Origin of the sequence: Vibrio sp. 10N.222.52.B12 (assembly GCF_002875385.1) — a bacterium.
Classification (GTDB): domain Bacteria; phylum Pseudomonadota; class Gammaproteobacteria; order Enterobacterales; family Vibrionaceae; genus Vibrio; species Vibrio jasicida.
This window is the reverse complement of sequence record NZ_MDAW01000166.1, coordinates 1-24,157: the sequence shown is the minus strand read 5'-3', so window position 1 is coordinate 24,157 and position 24,157 is coordinate 1. Positions and strand designations below refer to the sequence as shown.

Below are 24,157 nucleotides of genomic sequence, written 5' to 3'. Positions count from 1 at the left end.
AATCGGCCTAGATTCTGCCTTGAAGTGGGATAATTGTCACGCTTTCTCCCGTTTTTACTGTATCAACAGCAGGGGAGATTTCGATCAAACAGTTCGCCTCACTCATTGAGCGCAGAATGCCAGAGCCTTGTTTACCCGTTGTGCGAACCGTTAGGCGACTTGTTTCGTCTAGCTCGTAGATACCACGGCTAAATTCGGTACGGCCTTGGCGAGAGCGCAGATTTTCTGTCGCAATAGCACTGACTTTAAGTGGCTTCCAACCTTGTTCACCTTGCATCTTACGCAGCGCAGGCTCAACAAAGTTAATGAATGAAACCATCACAGCCACAGGGTTACCCGGCAAACCAAAGAAAGGCTTATCGTTGATTTGACCGAACGCAAGCGGACGACCAGGGCGCATGTTGATACGCCAGAAATCAATTTGCCCCAGTTTGTCCAATGCCAGCTTAATGTAATCCGCATCGCCAACGGAAACTCCGCCAGAAGTCATCACTACGTCGGCTTGCGCAGAAGCATTTTCAAGCGCTTCAATCATCAACTGCTCGTTATCTTCTAGGATACCGAAATCCAAGATCTCGCAACCTAACTTCTCTAACATGCCCATGATGGTGAAACGGTTTGAATCGTAGATTGAATTCGCTTTCTGTTCTGTACCCGGCGCTTGAACTTCGTCACCGGTAGAGAACACTGCAACTTTCAACTTGCGGAACACGTTCGCTTTGCCAAAGCCAAGAGAAGCAATCATGCCCATCTCAGGAGAGGCTAGGCGAGTACCCGCAGTAAACACATCGCTACCAATTGCTAAGTCTTCGCCCGCTTGGCGAACGTTTTGACCGGTTTTGATGCCCGCACCATTGAACGTGACAGTATCGCCATCTTGGGAAGCTTGTTCACGCATAACAACAGTATCACCATTGATAGGTGTTGGAGCGCCCGTCATGACCTTAACCGCTTGACCAACTTCTAAAGGCTGATCGTAAGCGTGACCCGCCATCACTTCAGCAACCACTTGGTAGCTTTCACGCTCGACGTCATCACCGCGAATGGCGTAACCGTCCATCGCTGAGTTGGTGTATTGCGGAACATTCACTGGTGACACAACATGCTTTGCAAGCACACGACCGTATGCACCTTCAATCTTGCACGCTTCGGTTTCAGCAACCGTGTTCACCAAAGATAGGATCTTTTCTTGGCCTTGAACGACAGAAAGGAAAGCTGGAGAAAGGGTATCGCAGCAAGCGGCTTCTTTCTCTTTACTCTTTGGCGCTTTCGCTTCTTGAACATACTGAATAACGAACTGAGCAATCGCTTCAAGATCGTTGATGTTCATTTGTGGCAGTTCAGAGTCCAATTCGCCGCTGTCTGAAGCAATCGCGATGATGTTGTCATCGTTTGGATGAAGCCAAGGCTTGCCGACTTCTTCACGGTGCAATTCGATCTTAGGGAACGCAATGTTTTTGCAGCCTTCCACTAGAACCACGTCTAGCTTGTCTTCGTCGAAACGCGTTAGTAGGTAATCAAACTCCGATTCTGACTCTGGCGTTTCTGTCATCAGTGCGAAGCGGTTACGAGAAGAGATCAGCATTTGCGATGCGCCTGCTTTACGTAGGCGATGGCTGTCTTTGCCCGGTTGGTCGACATCGAAGTTATGGTGAGCGTGCTTTAGCATACCGATGCGTAAACCTGCTTCGGTCAACTTTGGTAGTAATGCTTCAAGTAGCGTAGTTTTGCCCGTACCAGAGTACGCAGCAAAACCAAGAATAGGGATGTTTAGCGTGTGTTTCATGATTCAAGTTGTCCAAATTGCGCCAATTCTTCAGGCGTATTTAAGTTGACGAAACAGTTTGGTGAGTCGCTAAAGTCAACGTAACTGGTGTTGCACTCTTTGTAGAGTAGGATGATCTTACGATCGCCACGTTCTAAAAACGCGGTCAGTTTTGGCAGTACGCGCTTGTGATAAAGCGTGAAGACGGGTTGCTGGTGGTCGCCATCATGAGCAACCAAAATATCGGTGTCTTCTTCTACTGCATTACAAAAACGCTTAACAAGATCAGTGTTGATTTGTGGGCTGTCGCAAGGAACGAAGCCAACCCAGTCGGTTTCTGCATGAACCAAGCCCGCGTGGATACCGCCCATCGGACCTGGGAAATCTTTAAATTGATCGCTGAAGACGAAACCAAACGCACCGTAGGCGTCTTGGTTTCGGTTCGCATTGATTAGAATGCGCGGTGTTTGCGGAGATAAACGTTCGATAACGTGTTCGATGAGTGGCTTCTGATTCAGTTCGATCAGACCTTTGTCTTTTCCACCCATACGGCTGGCTTGACCACCAGCCAAAATGACCCAACTAGTTTGTGTTGGCTGAAGCATATGCGTTCTCTTGGGATGTTTCTTTTGGTATGACATACAAGAGTGGAGACTCTACCAAAGTCTTGTCTTTAATCCACCACTGTTTTTTACATAAATCCGTCAACGCGTTCGTTTGGTGGCTAGTCACAACAATACTAGAACCGCGATCAAGCAGATCTTTTGCCATGATAACCAGACGTTCAATCGACTCTTGGTCGAGAGAGGCACTTGGTTCGTCCATCAGCAAAATCGATGGTTTTAAGATCCAAGCTCGTGCCATTGCTACGCGTTGCTTTTCACCGCCGGACAATACAGAGATGTGTTCGTCGGCTAAGGTTTCTAACCCTACCATGCGCAGCGCACTAATAACTTGAGCTCGCTTATCTTTTGCCGTGTCTTGTTGATATTTAACTCCATAAACGACGTTTTCATACACAGTGCCGTCAAAAAGGTAAGGAGACTGATGGAGATAAATCACATCAACACGACCATTGCGACGCGTCCACTTCTTCAACCACGTATCTTTTGGTGCCACCACTTTACCCGTTGAAGGCTTGAGCAAACCTGCAAGGATCTTGAGTAGGGTGGTTTTACCAACGCCATTGTCACCTTTTAGGTAAATCGCGTCGTTTGGACCAATGGCCAATTCAGGGATGTGGAAAAGCACACGCTCTTTAAAGCGCATGGACAATTGCTCGGCGGTAATTTTTATAGTCATAATTCACCCTTACATTGGGTCGATGGCGAGTCGATTGCTTGCTTCATGTTCTTAGATAGCCTTTGCCTCTCATGCTCGATAAGAGGAAGTTGAGCGCTAACGCTAACGATAGTAATACAATTCCTAATGCAACTCCTTGCGCAAAAGCACCTTTACTGCTTTCCATAGCAATGGCAGTCGGAATATTACGGGTTACGCCCATAATGTTGCCACCAACCATCATTGAACAGCCTACCTCTGTGACGATTCGTGAGAATCCCGCAATGATAGCCGCCAATAAAGGAAAACGTGTCTCCCAGATCATAGTAGCAGCGATACGAGGTATTGACGCACCTAACGTAATTGCTGTTTCAACTGCGCGACGGTCACTCGATTGAAGCGCACCGTGCATCATGGAAACCAGAACCGGAAAACAGACGATCATTTGCCCTAGGATCATGGCTTTTTGCGTAAACAGCATTTGCCAATCACCCAAAGGGCCTGCTCTTGAAAGCATCATGTACAACAGCAAGCCAATCACTACCGTAGGGACAGCTTGTAGTGTGTTGACGATGGACAACAAGAACCACTTACCACGGAAGTCGGTGTAGGCTAGGACAAAAGACATCAAAATAGACGGCAATACCACCAAAGATATTGCCGTAATAGAAACACTAAAGGAGACCGCAACGATCTCCCATAGGTCTGCATCAAAATTCACCAGTAAGCGCAGGGCTTCTAGTGTTGTATCAGCAAGATTCATATTGCGTTATTTGCTCTCAGCATTCGCAACGAACAATTGTTTACCATTCAGACGGAAGCCATTGATCAGCTCTTGACCGCGTGGGTTCACCAACCAGTCACTGAAAGCCTTCGCACCTTGGTAGTTGATGGTTGGGTAACGCTCTGGGTTCACCAAAATCACTTGGTACGGGTTAAACAGTTTTTCGTCGCCTTGGAATAGAATCGCAAGATCCAATTTGTTTTGGTAAGCCAACCAAGTGCCACGGTCAGTCATGGTGTAGCCTTGCATTTCTGACGCCATGTTTAGAGTAGGACCCATGCCTTGGCCTACGCTGCGGTAGCCACCAAAGTTTGGTTCCATCTTAGTTTGCGCCCAGATGCCCAATTCTTTTTTGTGTGTACCAGAATCATCGCCACGCGAGATGAATGTCGCGTCTTTGTTTGCGATCTCTTTGAATACGTCTAGTACTGACGCATCGTCTTTTACTTGTGCTGGGTCAGCTTTAGGGCCAACGATAACGAAGTCGTTGTACATCAGTTTACGAGGAAGGACACCGTAGCCGTTCTCAACAAACACACCTTCTGCTTTAGGAGCGTGTGTCATAACCAAATCAACGTCGCCGTTTTCACCCATCTTCAGCGCTTTACCAGTACCAGCAGCGATGATATCTACTTTGTAGCCAGTGTCTTTTTCAAATTGAGGAAGTAGGTAGTCCAGTAAGCCAGAGTGGTAAGTACTTGTTGTTGTCGCCAGACGAATGTGTTCGCCATCTTGAGCTGAAAAAGCAGAGTAGCTTACAAGAGTGATTGACGTTGCAGCTAGAGTCAGCGCAATTTTTTTCATTTTAGTTGTTTCCTTTCCAATGATTCTTTGGCTTCTTAAGTCTTGGGTTACTAAAGAAGTCGCCAGAGCGTCAGTGAGCGCTCAAATCACAAGCCACCTTAGGGTGAGGGAGCGAGAAGCGATGATATTGCATTGATGTCTCCCACATCCTGAGGTCACTTGGACACTCCATATAGCAAACAAGATGCCAACATTTTACAAGCTCAAAATGTTTGATTTATGCGCTAATTCATGGACTTATTTGCATAAAAATTTGCGTTGGTACAAAATGTCGCACTTTTTGTAGGGTATCTCTGTTTAAACTTGGTACACTCTGTCCCATTCCAATCCAACTGGGGTAAATATGTCTACTCAATCCCATATTAGTACAAACCAACAATACAACGCTTTTTCAGTACTGGTCGTTGATGACGAACTCGGTATGCAAGCCATCCTTAAAAAGGCTCTGGGCAAACTGTTTTCGCAAGTCGATACAGCGGGCAGCATTGAAGAAGCGGAAGAACTGCGTAATTCACGCCACTACGATTTGATTCTGTTGGATATCAACTTGCCAGGGCGTTCGGGGATTGAATGGGAAGAAGCGTTTGAGGACGATGACAAGCGCGCGGACGTCATCTTTATGACCGGTTACGCAGACTTAGAAATTGCGATTCGAGCACTACAGCTTGGTGCGTCGGACTTTATCCTCAAGCCGTTTAACCTAGAGCAGATGTTGAAAGCGGTCAGCCGCTGTATGGATCGTCGTTTGACTGAGCGCATGCAATACGCGATGAAACGTGACTATCAGCGTCTTCACACGTCAGAAATCATTGGCGGCTCTGAGAAAACCCGTCAACTCAAACAGCTGATTACCCAGTTTGCGCCTTCTCGCGCATCAGTCTTGGTCGAAGGTGAGTCGGGAACAGGTAAAGAGCTCGTTGCGCGCGGCATTCACCAAGCGAGTGGTCGCACAGGGCCATTTGTCCCACTTAACTGTGGTGCGATTGCACCAGAGCTTTTAGAGAGTGAACTATTCGGGCATACCTCAGGTGCTTTCACGGGCGCTAAAAAGTCTCGCGAAGGCCTTTTCCGCGTAGCGAACGGAGGTACATTATTCCTTGATGAAATTGGTGAAATGCCGTTATCCATGCAAGCGTCACTGCTGCGCGTGTTAGAGCAGCGTACCATTCGTCCGGTCGGTTCTGAACGCGAAATCAGCATTGATGTGCGCATTGTCGCGGCGACCAACCGTAATCTGCAAGAAGAGGTCAACAAAGGCAACTTCCGTAGCGACCTTTACTACCGTTTGAACGTGTTGAAGATCGAAGTCGCTCCCCTGCGTGAGCGCAAAACCGATTTGTTCGAGCTTGTGCCTTATTTTAGCAACATGCTAACGAGCGAACTGGGTATGCAAGCACCGAAGTGGGCGCATGAGGATATGGAAGCGATGAGTGAGTACGAATGGCCAGGTAATATTCGTGAGCTGAAAAACCTCATTGAGCGCTGCATCTTGTTAGGCAAACCGCCCGCGCACCATTGGCGTGAATTGAATGGAGGACATGCGCTGCCTAACGTGTCGATTACGGTTTCTCATACTGCAGAGCTGCCAACATTCAAAGAGGGCAGAGAGTTCAGCGGTGAAGGTTATCCAAACACTTGGACGCTAAAAGAGGTTGAAAAAGCGCATATACAACAAGTGGTTACTCTTCATGAGGGCAATAAATCTGCCGCTTCACGTGATTTGGGTGTGGCAAGAAAAACCCTAGAGCGCAAATACAAAGAGTGGGACTCTGAGGACGAGGATTATGCCGAATAGTACTTGGCAGCAACGCAAGGGATTGTCTAAATGGGCGTATCGGTTCAAAACAATGGTGCGCTATCGATTATTGATTTTGACCTCTGCGCCAATCTTTTTAACATCATTGGCATTGATCGGTATCACGATCTATTGGTCGATTCACTATACGTGGCAAAATGCGCTGCTGGACGTATCAGAACGTCTTGGTGTGGCCAATAACAGCATCACCTTGCTACAACAAAAACAAGCGAACTACGTGAAATCGTTCGCGGACTCTTATGATTTTCGTACCCGAGTGAACCAAAATGTCCCACAAGCAGAATTGCAAAAGTGGGTTACTGCGCAGAAGAAACGCTACGGGTTGGATTTTTTGTCCTTCCAACGTGTTAATTCGATGGAAAACAAATTCCGCTTTATGGATTTAACCAAGCGCGAATCTTTCTTCGATGTTCTGGACAGAAAAGAACTGGAAAAGCTAGACCCCGAACTCGCAAAACGTGCTGAAGTACCGATTCTAAAAAATGGTGGTGTGGAAGCGCGTGGCTTGGTGAGTCGAACCGTAATACCGGTTTACAGCCAGCAGAATGATTTAATTGGCTTCTTAGATGGAGGTTTGCTGCTCAACAACAGCACGGTATTGGTCGATCAAATTCGTGATCTTATCTATTTGAGCGATAACGACACCCTCCGTCCAGTGGGGACTCTGACGGTATTCTTGGATGATCTTCGAGTCAGCACCAACGTTCCCTTGGACAGTGATCAACGTTTGGGACGCGCTATTGGTACGCGAGTGAGTTCTGAGGTGTACAACAAGGTATTGGAGGAAGGTGAGCAATGGGTCGACCGCGCGTTTGTTTACGATGCTTGGTATATCACGGCATATCAGCCAATCAAAGACCAATACGATAATGTCATCGGTATGCTCTACACCGGTTACTTGATGTGGCCATTCGTAAAAGCCTACATGACCAATATCGTCGAGATAAGCTTGATCACTTTAATGCTGCTCTTAGTTTCTGGTGTGATGGTATATCGAGGCTCACGAGACTTATTCCGTCCAATTGAACGCATCCATAAAGTCGTGAAATTAGTTCAGTTGGGTAAAGAAAAACGTATTGGGCCCCTCGGACTAGACGAACACCACGAGCTGGCTCAGTTAGCTCGCCAATTCGACAATATGTTGGATGCACTTGAAGATCGTAAAGTCGAGCTTAAAAACTCTGCGATGCAACTTGAAGGTAAAGTTCAAAAACGTACAGCGAGTTTGAAGGAAAAAACAGAACAGCTCGAACTCCATATTCAGCTGCTCAACCAAACGCGTGACAAACTGGTGGTCAACGAAAAGCTTGCCGCACTGGGTGAGTTAACTGCGGGTATTGCACACGAGATTAACAACCCAACCGCAGTGATTCTGGGTAACGTTGAATTGATTCAGTTTGAGTTAGGTGAAGAGGCAAGCCGCGTTCAGGAAGAAATTGACGCCATTCACGCTCAAATTGACCGCATTCGTAATATCACGCGTAGTTTACTGCAATACAGCCGTCAGGGTGGGGTGCAAGACGAAATTACGTGGCAACACGTGAACCCAATCATCGATGAGAGTATTACGCTGGTTAAAACCGGTACTAAGAAGCGCGACATCGAGTTTGTCACCGATTTACAGGCTCATACTTCGGTCGAGATCAATCGCCACCACTTGTTGCAGATTCTGGTGAACTTGCAGATGAATGGCATTCATGCGATGGACGGCAGAGGTAAGCTAACCGTCGTAAGTGAAGATTGGATTGAAGACGGCGAACTGAAAGGCGCAGCGATTCATGTCACCGATGAAGGTTGCGGTATCAAGCCAGAAAACTTAAGTCGTATCTTCTCGCCGTTCTATACAACTAAGCGTGACGGTACTGGTCTAGGGCTTTCTGTTTCGCAAAGTATTCTTAGCCAAACAGGCGGCGAACTAAAAGCTGAATCGGAATGGGGCAAAGGAAGCACATTCAGTATCTACCTGCCTAAAAAAGCCGAGTTGCTACTTGACGTTATGAATATTGTTTAGCGCTATTCTTGAACTGACTATGAGTCCCAATCAAATAAAAAGGGTCAGTAAATTTACTGACCCTTTTTGTATCTATTCCTCTCTAAGTGCGAGAGGAAAACGTCGAATTAACCCGTATGCACCGCAATCTTTGGAGGATTGATTCCGTGCTTTTTAAACTCTTTCATTACACGTAGAGTAATGTCGGTTTCAAAGAGCTTCTCGTAGGCGGTATCTACCACATACGCCTTACACGTTAACTGAATTGCTAAGTAGTTATCAGTAATCGTCTGTTTTACGAGAACCGTCACAGGCTTCGGTAGATGGATATAGCGACTTGAAGAGGCCGCTTCCTGAATTAAATCACGTGCTAACGCAATGTCTTCATTCATGCCTACATAGAACGGAATCACCACCTGCATATCCAACGCACCATAGTTGCCGCTGACCACAACTTCACTCAAGAACTTGTTGTTTGGAATCGTAATGATGTCATCGGTTAGGGTACGCATACGCACAGAGCGCAAACCAATAGCAATAATATCGCCGTAATTTCCTTCAAACGTGACGCGGTCACCAACTTGGAACGGTCTATCCACCATAACCGTCATACCCGCGATGAACGATGCCGCTAGGTCTTTCATTGCAAAACCAACGGATACCGCCAACGTACCACCAATCAAAGCAAGGATCTGGTCGTTGATGCGAAAGCTCATCATAAATACCACAGAGCCGGCGGTTAAGTAGATAAAGAACTGCAGGAATGATTGGAGCTTTTGCAGCACCATTCGATACTGCACAAATTGGCTACCAATACTTTCTACCATCGAGCTCATGAACTTAAGCAACAACCATGTACATGCAATTACGATGATAGAGAAGAACACGCCGCTCCAGCGAATCAAGCTGGCAATTTGCGAGATATTATCGACACTCGCGATTTCTTCAGTCGCCAATGCAGGGGAGCTCAATAAACAAAGAGCCAATACGGTGAGTAGTTTTTTCATCGTTATTTCACCAATAAATGTTGACGGTCGAGAACGTTAGTAATGTGACGGAACCAGTGGTCCGACACGCGAGCTTTGTCTTCGCTCCACTCAATAAAGCCACGGCTTTGGAAGTAGCGAAGAGTACCGATAACTTCCGCAATACTGAGCTGGGTACATTCAGACAACTCCTCTGGCGATGCCACTTCAAGCTGAACAATAGAACGCAGAACGGCCAACATTGGCTTCGGCATTTTCTCAAGCTCTTGAGATTCTGGTGCGTGGAACAATCGAACCACCACTTGTTGCGTCTCTTTATCCTGACGCAGAGACAGGCGGAAAAAGCGCAAGCCAACCGTCGGGTTGCCATCAGAGTAGTGCCACAAAATACGGTAGAAGCCTTGTTTCGCTCGTTCTTCTTCGGTGATGTCTTCTTGGTCCCATTGTTTAGGTACGACAAGGCCATCAAACGTCACTGGGTTTGCAATCTGTTGGTTAATACGCGTATCAAACAGCGCAGAGAGTTGTTTCTCACTCCAACGCGGCATAAATGCCACCCAGTCAAACAACAACCGTTCGCCACGAGCACGGTCAACAAAACGCCAGCTCGCTTTCTCAATCGCCATGACAACGCGGTGGTTCTTCTTAGAGCGACGAAGTAGGTTAGTCAGCTTGATTAGGCCGCCTAAACCACCCACCATTGGCTTAACTAAGCGTTGGGCGTTATCGACGGCGATAAGGTAAGGCGTATCACTCTTACGTAGCAGAGAAAGGACTTGAATTTCGGACGCGTCCTCTTCTAAACCGAGTTGTAAAGCGAGTTCTTTAAGCAGTTCACTGTAACCCGCATAAGGGCAGTTTAGATAAACCGGTTCGGCGTTCTTCACTTTATTCAAGATAGTGCGAAGGAAGGTTGTTGTACCAACGCCACGCTCACCCGAGATAACGCACACGGCAGGGCTGTCTGTCAGGAGATATTTAGACAGATGCTTGATTTCATCAGAGGCGTAGTCCACCAACTCGCTTTCTTCGCTACCTGGGAGAATATAGTCGAACGCTTGATCGCCTTTTATTCGCACAAGATTGGTATCTGCACCGTTATTTCCCGTTTGTTTTGCGACTTCAATACGGAACAAATACGCTAAAGCTTGGCTAAACATGGTGTAGTTAGACAACATGGCAACAATGCGGTGTTTAAAGCTATGTAGCATGATCCATATAGCAGCAATGGCGGTGCCGATAATGCTTAGTAGCACGGTGTCTTTTCGGCGGATGGCCCAGTTTACCCAAACAGGGCGGTCAGAGAGCTTTTCCGCGACTTCAAATACCTTCTTACGCCATAGGCGCAATACCGACAGCGTCACCAATACAAACCAAAAGAACAGTGCGCTGTAGATCCAAGAATAAATGGTGCCTTTGCCTAGTGTTCGAATCGAGATTTGCAAAATCACGCCTGCGACAATCGCGCTCCATACATAGCGACGAATGGTCGATAGACGCAGCGCAATCACTTCTTGGCTGGTACTGCGACTGTTACGGTAAGCAAACTCTAAAATGAAGCTGATGGCAATAGAACCACCCAACACCCACCACGTGAAGATCTCGAGAATGATCAAATGCTGCAAGCTCGGGATTTCTGATAGCACGCGAAGAGAAAGCGTAATTGCAATCAACCAAGCAATCGCTCGGTGTGCACGACTAATGTACCAAATCAAACGAACCCAAATCGGAGGCTTGGCCACATTGTCTAATTGCGTTTCACGGAACAGCGTAATGATGCGCTTGCTGTTGGTTAACCACCAAACCAACCCAAAGTAAATAAACAGTACTTTAATGCCTGCCCAAAGTACTGGGATTGGTGAAATGAACACCTCTTTTATCAGCGATTGGAATGAACGAATCTGGAAGAACAGTAAGTATTCCGCATTCAATTGAGTTTGACGCCACTCTTGCTTGAATTGGGTCACACCATAAGGACCAAAGCCAGTTAGCTTGTCGTGTGTAATCGGATCCGTCAATGCTAATAATCGCTCTTTGCTTTGACCAAGGCTGTTCAGAGTCAAATTGCTAGACTGCGTTTCAAACCACTCTTTGTCTTCACCAGACTCGCGATAAGCTTTTAAATGTTGGTCAAAGATGAGGGTTTGTTTGCGCTGCTCGTTCATCACTGCATTAAGCAGTTGATTGACTTTGCGTTTGTCTTGGTCAGACATAAACAAAGGTTCAGGCAATTTGTTTATCTCCTGAGTGATCTCTTGCGCCACTGGCAATACTTGAGGCTCAGGTTGGAATTCGTACTCCCACTCAGCGTGAGCGGGTAAAGAAAGCACGAGACCGACTAGCATTAAAATGCGCGCCATGAAATGCATAAAATTCTCTTAAAACTTATAAGGTTAGAGTTAGTGTAGTTGCTTTATCGCGATATGCGAGTTTTACCCAATGACCGTGCGTGATGTTGCGATTTCCTTTGAGAAATGGATGCTCAATAAAGGAATGACGTACGGAATTGATAAAAGGGGACGCACTATAAACCCAATTTTATGGGGTATGTCAATGCTTAGTCATGACAGATTTATGTCTCACTTTTGAACCGGTTAAGGTAAGAGCCCTTAGAAATGGCAAGGTTTATGTTAGCCAAATCTCAAAAAACAACCGAACGAAGAAAGCTTTTTCTCATTAATTAATAAAAACAAAACTTGAAGTGTGTAGCCTTAAGCAGTAACGTTGCGCGGTTTTTCCCAATAAACTTGAATTGCTAAGGTAAAGGTTTTGATTTCCACAGCGAATATTACTCAACAATTTGGCGCTAAGCCGCTATTTGAAAACATCTCAGTTAAGTTTGGCGAAGGTAATCGCTACGGCTTAATCGGGGCTAACGGTTGTGGTAAATCAACCTTTATGAAAATCCTGAGTGGTGAGCTAGAGCAAACTAGCGGTAACGTAAGCTACGATCCGAACGAGCGCGTTGCAAAACTGAACCAGGATCAGTTCGCATATGAAGAGTTCACGGTTATCGACACGGTAATCATGGGTCATAAAGAACTATGGGAAGTGAAGCAAGAACGTGACCGCATTTACTCTTTGCCAGAAATGAGCGAAGAAGACGGCATGAAAGTGGCTGACCTTGAAGTTCAGTTCGCGGAGATGGACGGTTACATGGCCGAGGCGAAAGCGGGTGAGTTGCTTCTTGCTGTAGGTATCCCAATGGAGCAACACTTCGGTCTAATGAGTGGAGTGGCGCCAGGCTGGAAACTTCGTGTGCTTCTAGCGCAGGTTCTCTTTGCTGACCCTGATGTGATGCTTCTTGACGAACCAACCAACAACTTGGATATGGATACTATCCGTTGGTTGGAAGACACGCTAAACGCGCGTAACTGCACCATGATCATCATCTCGCACGACCGTCACTTCCTAAACTCAGTATGTACGCACATGGCTGACTTGGATTACGGTGAACTACGTGTTTACCCAGGCAACTACGACGAGTACATGACAGCGGCTTCCCAAGCTCGTGAACGTCTGTTGAACGACAACGCGAAGAAGAAAGCACAAATCGCTGAACTACAAACGTTCGTTGCGCGTTTCTCTGCAAACGCATCGAAAGCAAAGCAAGCGACATCTCGTGCGAAGCAAATCGACAAGATCAAACTGGACGAAGTGAAAGCGTCTAGCCGTCAAAACCCATTCATTCGTTTTGAACAGTCTAAAGAGTTGTTCCGTAACGCTCTGATTGTTGAAAACCTAAGCCAAGGTTTTGAAGACGATCTGTTTGCTAACTTCAATGCGATTTTTGAAGTCGGTGAGCGCGTTGCAATCATCGGTGAGAACGGTGTGGGTAAAACAACCCTACTAAACACACTTGCTGGCGTACTAGAGCCACGCTCTGGTGAGTTCAAGTGGTCTGAAAACTCAAACATTGGCTACTACGCGCAAGACCATGCGCATGACTTTGCAGAAGACATGAACCTGACAGATTGGATGGGTCAATGGCGTCAAGAAGGCGACGACGAGCAAGTGGTTCGTGGTTTCCTAGGTCGTATGCTGTTTGGTCAAGACGACATTAAGAAGTCAGTAAAAGTACTGTCGGGTGGTGAGCAAGGTCGTATGTTGCTTGGTAAGCTAATGATGCACAAACCAAACATGCTGCTAATGGACGAACCAACCAACCACATGGATATGGAATCTATCGAATCATTGAACACGGCACTAGAGCAGTACAAAGGCACATTGTTCTTCGTATCGCACGACCGTGTATTCGTAGACTCACTAGCTACGCGTATCATCGAAATCCGTGATGGTAAAATCACAGACTTCAAAGGCACTTACTCTGAGTTCCTAAAATCTCGTGGTATTGAAGGCTAATCCTTCTACCGAATAAATAAAAAGACCTCATCGCGAGGTCTTTTTTTATGTCTATTCTTTGCTAGCGCTAGGTTGTGGCGTTCAATCCTTAAATTGCCTCATTAGATAAGCATAAATGCCAACGAGCCCGAAAGTAATGATCATCGAAACGATGATACCGCTTGGGGTGAGTAGATAATTCCACAGTTGATCGTTGTTCATCGTTCACATCCTTTGTGAATCCATATGATTGTTTAAGTCTAACTCATTTGGCGACTTAATGATGAGTTATTGATTTCCCTTTACGTCAAAATCAATTTTCTCTGCGCCTGTGAATACTTGGAAACGTAAACCTTTAGCACGAGCGATAGTGGTAATACCAAACTTCTTGGCTAGATCTAAGCCCATTTGCGTAACGCCAGAGCGAGACAGCAAAACTGGAATGCCCATTTGAGCGACCTTGATCACCATCTCTGATGTAAGGCGACCCGTTGTGTAGAAAATTTTATCCTCGCCAGTTTCTTGGTTAAGCCACATTTCGCCCGCGAGGGTATCAACAGCATTGTGGCGACCAACATCTTCCACAAATGACAGTACTTTATCGCCTTTGCACACTGCACAGCCATGAACTGCACCAGCTTTCTTGTAAGTGTCATTATAGTGCGTCAACGCTTCTAACGAGGTGTATATCTCAGACTGTTTGAGTGGCATTTGTGGTACTTGATAATCTTCAAGCTGCTTCATTACGTTGCCGTACATAGTGCCTTGACCACAACCAGACGTGACGGTCTTCTTCTTCAATGCACCTTCAAGATGTTCAATGTTCTCTTTGGTGATAACCGCAGCTGTGTGCGTTTCCCAATCGATAATCACAGATTCAATCGCTTCAGGATCTGAAAGGAAGCTTTGATTCTTCAAATAACCCAATACAAGCGCTTCTGGGCGAGAACCGAGTGTCATCAGTGTGACAATCTCTTTCCAGTTCAACATGACGGTAAGAGGGCGTTCACACGCAATTTGCTTAGTCAGCTTCTCACCGTATTCGTCAAACACTTCTACTTCGATGGTCTGTAGGGGATTTTCACTGGTTTTAATAATGTTTGGTTTTACCACAGTCATGTCCTGATGAATGAGAGAGCCGATACACGCTCTCATTGATGGGTTCTTTTGTCTTAACAGGATTACAAAGCAATTCTCATTCCAAAATAGCGGGTATAAATGAAATTGCGAGGCTTTACGTCAAATGTCTGCTAAAACTGAGAGTTCGCAGTAATGACACAGACTCACACTGACGGCTAGACTAATTTTGTATAGAGAGAAAAGTGAGTTTGATTTGGCGCGTTTATTGCTTTGTAACGCTAAAATGGTTGAAAGCAAAGTACAAAATGTCCTTTTCTGTCTTCAAGCCTACATAGAACAAACTGGATGAGTTATGTCGAATACGAAAGAGTTCGAGAACAAATACGAAAAAACAGAAGATTCATGGCCAATTGGCGTTGATTTGGTAGAGCACGAAATCAGCACTGGGATTTGGGTTACGACTCAATGGCAGCTTGCAGGTTTTGAAATCACGCCAACGGATGAGACTCAAGATGTGTGTTTACTGCAACTGCATAAAGATGAGCGCACTGATTACCGATTTAATCTAAGTTCTCAGCAACCTAAGTTGTTTTTAATTATGGATAATGTGGATTCTGGTGAAAAACCAATAATTCAATTGCTTACTGCCTCTCAAACGGTTGCTGCACAATATATGGATGGCGATAACCTAGTGTTGTCCAATGATATGCCATTAACTATTCAAGCTTGGATGGAAGCCTTTATTGGTCGCCATGGTGAGTTATTAGAAGTAAGACGCAAGAAACGCAAAGGAGCGGGCAGAGCAAATGGCAACTAGTTTTTTTAGCCGTTGGTCGAAACGTAAATTAGAAGAAACCACTACCGAGTCTACAGACGCTAAGGTAGTGGAGCCTGTTGAATCTAGTGAACCAAAAACCGCACTAGCTCATGAAGACTTAAGTACGGAAGCGCAAACATTGGCTACCGAGGCTTCTGTTACTGAGACTGAAGCTAAAGGAGTAATGGCTCAAGAAGCATCAAGCGAAACTACTGATTCTGAAGAGATGTCCGTAGCGCAGCTATTGGTGTCTGAGGCTTCAGAGAGCGTTAAGAAAGCCGCACTGCGTAAGATGTTCTTATCAGAAGAGTTTAACGTTCGTGATGGCTTGGATGATTACGATGATGACTACAGTAACCTCAAGTCGCTTTCTGAAGGAGTGGCTGAAACACTTCGTGATTGGGTAAAAGAGAAAACGGAAGAAGAATCAGCAGAAGAAACCGCACAACCAACTGAATCTCATGAAGAAAGTGATATTGAATCGGCTGATGTAGAACTTGCTGAAGGTGCCGAAATTCCCGAAGAACAAAAAAAGCTGGATATAAATACAGTATCTAGTAAAAATGATATTCCAGAGACAAAACTAGCCCCTGAAGAGGTGGGACAAAATATACCACACAAAGAATAGGTACATTTTGACTAAACGCTCAATGAACCGGCTGAGACAAAATGTCCCAGTCGGTTTTTTTATCCCTACTATTTCTAAGATAAATAGCTAACCTGTTGAAAATTAGCTGATATTTAATTGGCACGACATTTGCTATCTGTTGCTCATTACCATTCTTGTTGAAGTTAGACCATTTGCCCAACAGGCAGTGATAACCCGGGTGGGACTACCTAAAAGGCGTAGTTACTGACGAGTTAATCAGCAGAATCGCCTGCGCTAACTACAATGAAAGATGGAAGAAACTATCCATGCGTATAAATGGAACTGAGCAATGTTGAAACAACTATTAGAACAAGCAACTTCCAATAACGGTAAAGCGCGTCTGTATGCGTTTGAGAATACCGTAGAGTTGACCAATCTTATTCCACCAACGGTGAGCTACGAGAGTGGCGGTAATACACTGATTGTTGGACCGACTGCCATCATTGAGAGTGCAGCCGCGCAGCTATCTCAAATGAACAGCCTGACATTTCTTTCTACAGACGGAGAGAAAGGCACCAATCCAGAACTGTACTTTGCAAACTCAGTTCAGGTTTCTGGTTTCCTAGGCACGTTTGAAGTGCTTATCGAAAATAACGGTCTAACAAGCAACCTAGCAAGAGTCGCTATTAATAGTGATTGTTTCGATGTTGTTCTCGATCTTTGTCTAAGCAGCTGTATGTCAGAAGAGGTTCCGGTTCCGGGTTACTACCCAGTGGGACGCGGCTATCCAAAACTGGCTGAAGCGCTAGAAGAAATCCCAACATTAATGGGTACGTTTGATAAGCCAAAATTCTTCCGTCTGGACACTGACCTATGTGCGCACAGTTCTCGTGGCGTAAAAGGTTGTGAGCGTTGTGTGGATGCTTGTCCTGCTGGTGCACTATCAAGTGAAGGCAGCGATAAAACCGGTCATCGCATCGAGATTAACCCATACCTATGTCAGGGCGTGGGTACTTGTGCAACGGCTTGCCCGACAGAAGCGATTCACTACGCGCTACCTAATCCTGAAGATACGCAAAAATTCATTGAACGCACGCTAGCGAACTACGAGCAAGCGGGCGGTCTGGATCCTATCGTTCTTATCTGTAGTTCTCGTCACGAGACTTACAACGTGATGGCACTGAAAGCGCTACCAGATAACGTGATTCCAATTGTGGTTGAAGAGCTTCCTTCTATCGGTATCGATACATGGTTCGCAGCTCTAGTTAATGGCGCGACGCAAGTACTATTTGCAGCTTCTCGTTTTATGCCTGCAACCATCATTCGTGTTCTAAATAACGAAGTAGGTATCGCGCAAGAGCTATTGGATCAACTTGGTATCGCAAAAGAGACCATCGATATCCTTTACTTGGAATCGCTTCGTGAAGGTCCTCCAACACTATGTACAGATTCATTCGACCTTGCCCTTGGCGATCTTCAAGGTAACAAGCGTCAACGTTTGTTTACTGCGCTGGATGCAATGTCTTCTTCTCGTATTCCGGTTGAGAACATTGTTGAACTGCCTGCGAACGCGCCTTACGGCAATGTTTCTTGTGAAAGCAAAGATTGTACGTTGTGTATGAGCTGTGTGGCGGTTTGTCCAACACGTGCACTACATACTGATGGTGAATCTCCATCACTTAAATTCGTTGAACAAGATTGTATTCAATGTGGTTTGTGTGAAAAGGCATGTCCAGAGAAAGTTCTGACTTTAACGCCACGCATGAACTGGGTGAAAGAAGAGCGCCAAAAAGCGGTGGTGATTCATGAAGAGAAAGCAGCGGAATGTATTCGCTGTCATAAGCCATTCGCACCTCAGTCTATGATCGATATGCTACAAAATAAGTTACGCGGTCACTCTCATTTCTCTGATGAAGCGGCGATCAATCGCATCGCAATGTGTGAAGACTGCCGTGTGATCGACATGTTTGAGTCGATGGCAGAAGACCCAATGAAACAACTGAAATACTAGGAGCTCGCAGTGGATACACAACGAGAACAAGAGCAAACACTGAGAACAGAGATCTACTTGGTTTTGTCAGCGCTTTTCCGTAGCGCACCAAGTGAAGAGATGATCGAGTTCCTGATTTCTCTAGAAGTTGAACCATCAGAAAGCGCAATGCAAAAAGCGTGGATTGCGCTTCAGCAAGCGGCGAAAGACTCCAACCGCGAAGCGCTTGAAGATGAATACCAAGATCTTTTCATTGGTATAGGTCGTGGTGAAGTGATGCCGTTTGGCTCATGGCACATGACGGGCGCAATGATGGAAAAACCACTGGCTGAAATTCGTCACGATTTGGAACTGCTTGGTTTCGAGCGCGATGAAAATGTGAAAGAGCCGGAAGACCACATTGCAGCACTTTGTGAAGTGATGTCGATGCTAACGGGTGAAGAAGAAGACCTTCAACAAGCGGTGTTTAACAAACACATCGCACCTTGGTTTAACTCTTTCACTCAACAACTAGAAAACGCACAGAGCGCGAACTTTTATAAGCCAGCAGCTCAGCTGTGTGAGGCGTTCTTAACACTGGAACAAGTGCGCTTTAGCGTGAACACCAAAAGCAGTAAGCACAAATTAAAAATTGATGTGAAAAACGTCACTGATTACGAGTAATCGAGCAGTACTTGGTCATATCGATAGAGGGGCAATAGCCTCCAAAGATCTACCGTAAGGTAAGGAAGCAATGATGAAAGATAATAAAGAAATAAACACAAGCCGTAGGGATCTCCTGAAAGGCTTAACGACTGCAGCCGTAGCTGGTGCGGTTGTCGCTGGAACAACAAAAGTGGCAAGCGCTTCAGAAACGGTTGAGCCTTCTGAAAAAGACGTGAAGAAGAAAGGGTATCGTGAAACTCAACACATTCGCGATTACTACGACACACTTTAGGAGATAACGGATGAAACTTGTCAAACGCTCCGACAGTGTGAGCAAAGAAACCAATCAGCTTGGCGTTTCTCGCCGTGCATTCATGAAAAACACCTCGCTTGCTGCTGGTGGTGCGGTTGTAGGTGCTAGTCTTTTTGCACCGGGCATGATGAAGAAAGCACAAGCTAAATCGGTGGATCCAGAAGCGAAAACAGAAGTAAAACGTACTATCTGTTCTCACTGTTCTGTAGGTTGTGGTATCTACGCCGAAGTTCAAAACGGCGTTTGGACAGGTCAAGAGCCTGCATTCGACCACCCATTCAACGCTGGTGGACACTGTGCAAAAGGTGCAGCACTGCGCGAACACGGTCACGGTGAGCGTCGTCTTAAATACCCAATGAAGCTTGAAAACGGTAAGTGGAAGAAGCTTTCTTGGGATCAAGCGATCGAAGAAATCGGTAACAAGGTGATGGACATCCGCAAAGAGTCGGGTCCAGATTCCGTTTACTGGTTGGGTAGTGCGAAGCACAACAACGAACAAGCGTACATGTTCCGTAAGATGGCGTCGCTTTGGGGTACCAACAACGTTGACCACCAAGCGCGTATCTGTCACTCAACAACCGTAGCAGGTGTTGCAAACACTTGGGGTTACGGTGCGATGACCAACTCTTTCAATGACATGCACAACTGTAAGTCGATGCTGTTCATTGGTTCAAACCCTGCAGAAGCGCACCCTGTTGCGATGCAGCACATCCTAATCGCGAAAGAGAAGAACAACTGTAAGATCGTTGTTGCGGATCCTCGTCGTACTCGTACCGCTGCAAAATCGGATCACTACGTGTCTCTACGTCCTGGTTCTGACGTTGCGTTTATTTGGGGCGTGCTATGGCATGTCTTCGCGAATAACTGGGAAGATAAAGAGTTCATCCGTCAACGTGTATTCGGTATGGATGAAATCCGTGCAGAAGTGGCTAAGTGGACACCAGCAGAAGTTGAGCGCGTAACTGGCGTTCCTGAGTCTGAAGTTTACCAAACAGCGAAACTGCTTTCTGAAAATCGTCCGGGTTGTATCGTGTGGTGTATGGGTGGTACTCAGCATACGACTGGTAACAATAACACACGTGCTTACTGTGTACTTGAGCTTGCGCTAGGTAACATCGGTAAATCAGGCGGCGGTGCAAACATCTTCCGTGGCCACGATAACGTACAGGGTGCAACTGACCTTGGCGTTCTATCTGACACGCTACCAGGCTACTACGGCTTGTCTGAAGGTTCTTGGCGTCACTGGTCGAAAGTGTGGGAAATCGATTACGAATGGATCAAAGGTCGTTTCGATGACAACGCTTACGGCGGTCAAAAACCAATGAACAGTGCAGGTATCCCTGTATCTCGTTGGGTGGATGGTGTTCTTGAAAACAAAGAAAACATTCGTCAACGTGAAAACATCCGCGCAATGTTCTACTGGGGTCACGCAGTAAACTCTCAGACTCGTGGTCCTGAGATGAAGAAAGCGATGCAGAAGCTGGATATGATGGTTATTGTTGACCCATACCCAACAGTTGCAGCGGTAATGAACGATCGTACTGATGGCGTTTACCTGCTTCCTGCAACGACTCAGTTTGAAACGAACGGCAGTGTGACAGCATCTAACCGCTCACTTCAGTGGCGTGATCAGGTTATCGAGCCATTGTTCGAATCTAAACCTGACCACGAAATCATGTACCTACTAACTAAGAAGCTAGGTTATGAAGATCTGCTGTTCAAAAACGTACGCGTAGAGAACAACCAGCCAGTAATTGAAGACATTACTCGCGAATTCAACAAAGGCATGTGGACCATCGGTTACACAGGTCAAAGCCCAGAGCGTCTGAAAGCGCACCAACAAAACTGGCATACATTCCACAAGACATCTCTGGAAGCAGAGGGTGGTCCTGTGAATGGTGAGACTTACGGTCTACCTTGGCCATGTTGGGGCACACCAGAGATGAAGCATCCAGGCACACACATTCTGTACGATACGTCGAAGACGGTTGCAGAGGGTGGCGGTAACTTCCGTACGCGTTTCGGTGTTGAGTTTGAAGGTCAAAGCCTACTTGCTGAAGACAGCTACTCAAAAGGCTGTGAAATCAAAGACGGTTACCCAGAGTTCTCTGACAAGCTAATCAAACAGCTTGGTTGGTGGGACGACCTAACGGCTGAAGAAAAAGCAGCAGCGGAAGGTAAAAACTGGAAAACGGACCTGTCTGGCGGTATCCAACGCGTTGCAATCAAGCACGGTTGTATCCCGTTTGGTAACGCAAAAGCACGTGCAATTGTTTGGACATTCCCAGACCGCGTGCCGCTACACCGTGAGCCGCTATACACGCCACGTCGTGACCTTGTAACGGATTACCCAACTTGGGACGACAAAGAAGCGATCTTCCGTGTACCAACGCTTTACAAGTCTATCCAGAAAGAAGACAAGTCTGGCGAGTACCCAATCATCCTGACTTCTGGTCGCTTGGTTGAGTATGAAGGTGGTGGTGAAGAGACACGTTCAAACCCATGGCTTGCTGAACTTCAACAAGAAATGTTCGTTGAAGTGAACCCGAAAGACGCAAACGATCTTGGCTTCAAAGATGGCGATGATGTTTGGGTTGAAGGTGCAGAAAAAGGCCGCATCAAGGTGAAAGCGATGGTAACTCGTCGTGTTAAACCGGGTCTTGCGTTCATTCCGTTCCACTTCGGCGGTAAGTTCGAAGGTGAAGACCTACGTCCTAAGTACCCTGAAGGTACGGATCCTTATGTTGTTGGTGAAGCAGCCAACACGGCAACCACTTACGGTTACGACCCTGTTACTTTGATGCAGGAAACTAAAGTAACCCTATGTAACATTCGTAAAGCGTAAGGAGTCTGACAATGGCACGAATGAAATTCCTATGTGACACCAAACGCTGTATCGAGTGTAACGGCTGTGTTACTGCATGTAAGAACGAAAACGATGATGCGCTTGAGTGGGGCATTCAACGTCGCCGCGTGGTAACACTAAACGACGGTGAACCAGGTGAAAACTCAATCTCTGTTGCTTGTATGCACTGTACAGATGCGCCTTGTATGGCGGTTTGTCCAGCTGACTGTTTCGAGCACACAGAAGATGGCATCGTTCTTCACAACAAAGATCTTTGTATCGGTTGTGGTTACTGTCTGTTTGCTTGTCCATTCGGTGCGCCTCAGTTCCCGAAACAAGCGTCATTCGGTGAGCGTGGCAAAATGGACAAATGTACTTTCTGTGCAGGTGGTCCAAACACAGAACCAGGTTCTCTAGAAGAGCGTGAGAAGTACGGTGCGAACCGTATTGCTGAAGGTAAGCTACCTATGTGTGCGTCACTATGTTCAACAAAAGCACTGCTAGCGGGTGATGCAGAGAAAGTTTCTGACATCTTCCGTCAACGTGTGGTTGAGCGCGGTGCGAAAAACGCAGGTTGGACAGACGGTAACGATCTTTCTTACGACGCAACCAAAAGCTAAGTAGGAGAGACACATGTTAAATACTCTTAAACGTGCGTCTCTTGTAATGCTGTCTATGATGACAGCATTACTGCTGACCTTCACGATGCCAGTGTCTGCGCAAGAAGACACATCTCCAGTGGTACAACAGGAGATGACGCAACTTGCAGGTGCAGACTTTTGGCGTCAGGTCAAAGAGGGGCAAGAAGGCTATACCACGTCGAAATCAGCGGAACACGGTGTGCTGATCAGTACTCCGGGTGAGACTTGGTACATTCTTAAAGAGAAATGGATGTCTCCTGCGGGCGCTGTCGCGATTTTCGGCAGTATCGCAATGGTTATCATGGCTTACGTATTCGTTGGTCCTCTGATGCTAAGCAAACCACGTACTGGCAAGAAGATGAAACGCTGGTCTCGACTAGACCGCGCACTGCACTGGAGCATGGCGTTTACCTTCTTAACGCTGGCATTCAGTGGTTTGATGCTGGTTTACGGTAAGCACTTCTTGAAGCCGTACGTACCAACTGAGTTTTGGGGCTTCATCGTCATGTTGGCGAAGCAGTACCACAACTACATGGGTCCTTTGTTCTTTATCTTGCTGATGTTTGTTCTGTTGAAATGGTGGCGTAAGTCCATTCCAACAATGACTGACATTCGTTGGTTCATGAAAATGGGCGGCATGGTTGGTAAGCATAAAGGTACGCATCCATCGGCTGGTTTCTCAAACGGTGGTGAGAAGGCGATTTACTGGCTGTTGATCTTCTTCGGTGCTATTGCTGCAGTGAGTGGCTTAGTTCTGGATTTCCCAATTTTCGGCCAAACTCGCCGCGATATGGAACTATCTAACCTTGTTCACGCGATTTCAGCACTGATTCTGATCTGTGGCTTTATATTCCACATCTACATCGGTCTATTCGGTATGGAAGGTGCACTAGAAGGTATGGTTACTGGTGAAGTTGACGAGACATGGGCGAAAGAGCACCACGACCTTTGGTATGAAGAAGTGAAATCTAAAGAAGCGATGGGTGAGGCTGACACAGCTCAAGCGGACGTAAAAGGAGCGAAGACGAATGAACAAACCTCATAACGGGATTTGGGTTGCCTACATCCTGAGTTGTTTTACCCCGTTTACGTTTTTGATCTCAGGCGTTATCGCAATCATTTACGCGGGTTACCGTTTGGATAAAGGTGAAGACAGTGACGTAGTGAATTCACATTACTACGGCTTGATTCGCACATTCTTCCTGTACTTCACGTTCTTTGTTGTTCTGATCGTAACAGTGGCAACATCGAATGGTGTATTGGTTGGCGTAAGTGATTATTGGGTGCACAGTACCTTGTTAGACACGGTTGCTTATTTCATTCCTTGGGTAGGTATGCTGTTCGCAACGCTTGCGATTCTCGTGTGGTTCCTACGTATGTACCAAGGTATGAACCAACTGCGCAACAATATGCCGCACAGACCGTCTACAGGTCCAAACCTTTAAAACGGTGTCTAGTCCTAAAATAGGT

At 46.3% G+C, this 24,157-nt stretch carries 20 protein-coding genes; 12 read left to right on the top strand and 8 right to left on the bottom strand.

The genetic code is table 11. The features are described 5' to 3' along the window. Nucleotides 1-7: 7 nt before the first annotated feature. Genes BCT11_RS26305 through BCT11_RS26285 form a run of 5 tightly spaced genes read right to left on the bottom strand, consistent with a single transcriptional unit; the run spans nt 8 to nt 4,634 of the window. Nucleotides 8-1,786 (bottom strand): bifunctional molybdopterin-guanine dinucleotide biosynthesis adaptor protein MobB/molybdopterin molybdotransferase MoeA, encoded by a 1,779-nt coding sequence (locus BCT11_RS26305; protein ID WP_102389732.1) that lies wholly within the window; start codon nt 1,784-1,786, stop codon nt 8-10. After that, the gene (gene mobA / locus BCT11_RS26300; RefSeq protein ID WP_198594004.1) at nt 1,783-2,370 is read right to left on the bottom strand and encodes a molybdenum cofactor guanylyltransferase MobA; all 588 of its coding nucleotides are present in this window, start codon (nt 2,368-2,370) and stop codon (nt 1,783-1,785) included. The genes BCT11_RS26305 and mobA overlap by 4 nt, the downstream gene beginning before the upstream one ends. Continuing rightward, complete coding sequence (locus BCT11_RS26295; RefSeq protein ID WP_102389728.1) at nt 2,348-3,067, bottom strand: energy-coupling factor ABC transporter ATP-binding protein; 720 nt, start codon at nt 3,065-3,067, stop codon at nt 2,348-2,350. Before BCT11_RS26295 ends, mobA begins: the two co-directional genes overlap by 23 nt. 43 nt (nt 3,068-3,110) lie before the next feature. Then, nucleotides 3,111-3,809 (bottom strand): ABC transporter permease, encoded by a 699-nt coding sequence (locus BCT11_RS26290; protein ID WP_005427748.1) that lies wholly within the window; start codon nt 3,807-3,809, stop codon nt 3,111-3,113. Between the two features lie 6 nt (nt 3,810-3,815). Then, on the bottom strand, nt 3,816-4,634 hold the full coding sequence (locus BCT11_RS26285) for a substrate-binding domain-containing protein (protein ID WP_005441551.1): 819 nt from the start codon (nt 4,632-4,634) through the stop codon (nt 3,816-3,818). A gap of 343 nt (nt 4,635-4,977) precedes the next feature. Here BCT11_RS26285 and BCT11_RS26280 point away from each other — a divergent pair, with 343 nt between their 5' ends. Both BCT11_RS26280 and BCT11_RS26275 read left to right on the top strand, forming a co-directional pair. Then, a complete protein-coding gene (locus tag BCT11_RS26280; protein WP_038872736.1) occupies nt 4,978-6,429 on the top strand; it encodes a sigma-54 dependent transcriptional regulator in 1,452 nt (483 codons plus the stop codon). Continuing rightward, complete coding sequence (locus BCT11_RS26275; RefSeq protein ID WP_039977293.1) at nt 6,419-8,461, top strand: cache domain-containing protein; 2,043 nt, start codon at nt 6,419-6,421, stop codon at nt 8,459-8,461. The genes BCT11_RS26280 and BCT11_RS26275 overlap by 11 nt, the downstream gene beginning before the upstream one ends. A gap of 107 nt (nt 8,462-8,568) precedes the next feature. On the opposite strand, the gene BCT11_RS26270 is transcribed toward BCT11_RS26275, so the two are convergent. Both BCT11_RS26270 and BCT11_RS26265 read right to left on the bottom strand, forming a co-directional pair. Further along, nucleotides 8,569-9,447, bottom strand: a complete 879-nt coding sequence (locus BCT11_RS26270; protein ID WP_038872738.1) for a mechanosensitive ion channel domain-containing protein — start codon at nt 9,445-9,447, stop codon at nt 8,569-8,571. A gap of 2 nt (nt 9,448-9,449) precedes the next feature. Then, nucleotides 9,450-11,795: an ATP-binding protein gene (locus tag BCT11_RS26265; protein WP_102389701.1), complete on the bottom strand. Its 2,346-nt coding sequence runs from the start codon at nt 11,793-11,795 to the stop codon at nt 9,450-9,452. 400 nt (nt 11,796-12,195) lie between these two features. Between BCT11_RS26265 and BCT11_RS26255 the strand changes: the two genes are divergently transcribed. Beyond that, nucleotides 12,196-13,788 carry an ABC-F family ATPase gene (locus tag BCT11_RS26255; RefSeq protein WP_038872740.1) on the top strand — a complete coding sequence of 531 codons (1,593 nt, stop codon included), beginning with the start codon at nt 12,196-12,198 and terminating at the stop codon, nt 13,786-13,788. A gap of 267 nt (nt 13,789-14,055) precedes the next feature. Here the strand turns inward: BCT11_RS26255 and BCT11_RS26250 are convergent, their stop codons facing one another. Further along, the gene (locus tag BCT11_RS26250; protein ID WP_038875099.1) at nt 14,056-14,880 is read right to left on the bottom strand and encodes a formate dehydrogenase accessory sulfurtransferase FdhD; all 825 of its coding nucleotides are present in this window, start codon (nt 14,878-14,880) and stop codon (nt 14,056-14,058) included. A 319-nt stretch (nt 14,881-15,199) separates the two neighbouring features. Between BCT11_RS26250 and BCT11_RS26245 the strand changes: the two genes are divergently transcribed. The 9 genes from BCT11_RS26245 to BCT11_RS26205 all read left to right on the top strand — a co-directional run bounded on the left by BCT11_RS26245 (nt 15,200) and on the right by BCT11_RS26205 (nt 24,132). Continuing rightward, nucleotides 15,200-15,664, top strand: coding sequence for a DUF3305 domain-containing protein (locus BCT11_RS26245; protein ID WP_102389699.1), 465 nt, complete (start codon nt 15,200-15,202; stop codon nt 15,662-15,664). Next, nucleotides 15,654-16,292 carry a DUF3306 domain-containing protein gene (locus tag BCT11_RS26240; RefSeq protein WP_102389697.1) on the top strand — a complete coding sequence of 213 codons (639 nt, stop codon included), beginning with the start codon at nt 15,654-15,656 and terminating at the stop codon, nt 16,290-16,292. Before BCT11_RS26245 ends, BCT11_RS26240 begins: the two co-directional genes overlap by 11 nt. A 310-nt stretch (nt 16,293-16,602) precedes the next feature. Next, entirely contained in the window at nt 16,603-18,264 is a 1,662-nt protein-coding gene (locus BCT11_RS26235) for a 4Fe-4S dicluster domain-containing protein (protein ID WP_102389695.1), read from the top strand. Between the two features lie 9 nt (nt 18,265-18,273). Beyond that, nucleotides 18,274-18,906 (top strand): molecular chaperone, encoded by a 633-nt coding sequence (locus BCT11_RS26230; RefSeq protein WP_039977857.1) that lies wholly within the window; start codon nt 18,274-18,276, stop codon nt 18,904-18,906. Between the two features lie 73 nt (nt 18,907-18,979). Continuing rightward, a complete protein-coding gene (locus tag BCT11_RS26225; protein ID WP_005427585.1) occupies nt 18,980-19,180 on the top strand; it encodes a twin-arginine translocation signal domain-containing protein in 201 nt (66 codons plus the stop codon). A 10-nt stretch (nt 19,181-19,190) separates the two neighbouring features. Beyond that, nucleotides 19,191-22,046, top strand: a complete 2,856-nt coding sequence (locus BCT11_RS26220; RefSeq protein WP_102389693.1) for a formate dehydrogenase subunit alpha — start codon at nt 19,191-19,193, stop codon at nt 22,044-22,046. Nucleotides 22,047-22,057: 11 nt separating this feature from the next. Further along, entirely contained in the window at nt 22,058-22,666 is a 609-nt protein-coding gene (fdh3B, locus tag BCT11_RS26215; RefSeq protein ID WP_005427693.1) for a formate dehydrogenase FDH3 subunit beta, read from the top strand. Between the two features lie 13 nt (nt 22,667-22,679). Further along, a complete protein-coding gene (locus tag BCT11_RS26210; protein ID WP_102389691.1) occupies nt 22,680-23,732 on the top strand; it encodes a formate dehydrogenase subunit gamma in 1,053 nt (350 codons plus the stop codon). Continuing rightward, nucleotides 23,716-24,132 (top strand): hypothetical protein, encoded by a 417-nt coding sequence (locus tag BCT11_RS26205; RefSeq protein ID WP_038875061.1) that lies wholly within the window; start codon nt 23,716-23,718, stop codon nt 24,130-24,132. The genes BCT11_RS26210 and BCT11_RS26205 overlap by 17 nt, the downstream gene beginning before the upstream one ends. Nucleotides 24,133-24,157 lie beyond the last annotated feature (25 nt).

What these genes read in the sequence shown, in the direction of transcription:
- BCT11_RS26305 (WP_102389732.1), bottom strand. Translation starts at nt 1,786, where the DNA reads ATGAAACACACGCTAAACATCCCTATTCTTGGTTTTGCTGCGTACTCT.
- BCT11_RS26235 (WP_102389695.1), top strand. Translation starts at nt 16,603, where the DNA reads ATGTTGAAACAACTATTAGAACAAGCAACTTCCAATAACGGTAAAGCG.
- BCT11_RS26240 (WP_102389697.1), top strand. Translation starts at nt 15,654, where the DNA reads ATGGCAACTAGTTTTTTTAGCCGTTGGTCGAAACGTAAATTAGAAGAA.
- BCT11_RS26210 (WP_102389691.1), top strand. Translation starts at nt 22,680, where the DNA reads ATGTTAAATACTCTTAAACGTGCGTCTCTTGTAATGCTGTCTATGATG.
- BCT11_RS26225 (WP_005427585.1), top strand. Translation starts at nt 18,980, where the DNA reads ATGAAAGATAATAAAGAAATAAACACAAGCCGTAGGGATCTCCTGAAA.
- BCT11_RS26270 (WP_038872738.1), bottom strand. Translation starts at nt 9,447, where the DNA reads ATGAAAAAACTACTCACCGTATTGGCTCTTTGTTTATTGAGCTCCCCT.
- BCT11_RS26290 (WP_005427748.1), bottom strand. Translation starts at nt 3,809, where the DNA reads ATGAATCTTGCTGATACAACACTAGAAGCCCTGCGCTTACTGGTGAAT.
- BCT11_RS26205 (WP_038875061.1), top strand. Translation starts at nt 23,716, where the DNA reads ATGAACAAACCTCATAACGGGATTTGGGTTGCCTACATCCTGAGTTGT.
- BCT11_RS26280 (WP_038872736.1), top strand. Translation starts at nt 4,978, where the DNA reads ATGTCTACTCAATCCCATATTAGTACAAACCAACAATACAACGCTTTT.
- BCT11_RS26295 (WP_102389728.1), bottom strand. Translation starts at nt 3,067, where the DNA reads ATGACTATAAAAATTACCGCCGAGCAATTGTCCATGCGCTTTAAAGAG.
- BCT11_RS26285 (WP_005441551.1), bottom strand. Translation starts at nt 4,634, where the DNA reads ATGAAAAAAATTGCGCTGACTCTAGCTGCAACGTCAATCACTCTTGTA.
- BCT11_RS26245 (WP_102389699.1), top strand. Translation starts at nt 15,200, where the DNA reads ATGTCGAATACGAAAGAGTTCGAGAACAAATACGAAAAAACAGAAGAT.
- mobA (WP_198594004.1), bottom strand. Translation starts at nt 2,370, where the DNA reads ATGCTTCAGCCAACACAAACTAGTTGGGTCATTTTGGCTGGTGGTCAA.
- BCT11_RS26275 (WP_039977293.1), top strand. Translation starts at nt 6,419, where the DNA reads ATGCCGAATAGTACTTGGCAGCAACGCAAGGGATTGTCTAAATGGGCG.
- BCT11_RS26265 (WP_102389701.1), bottom strand. Translation starts at nt 11,795, where the DNA reads ATGCATTTCATGGCGCGCATTTTAATGCTAGTCGGTCTCGTGCTTTCT.
- BCT11_RS26220 (WP_102389693.1), top strand. Translation starts at nt 19,191, where the DNA reads ATGAAACTTGTCAAACGCTCCGACAGTGTGAGCAAAGAAACCAATCAG.
- fdh3B (WP_005427693.1), top strand. Translation starts at nt 22,058, where the DNA reads ATGGCACGAATGAAATTCCTATGTGACACCAAACGCTGTATCGAGTGT.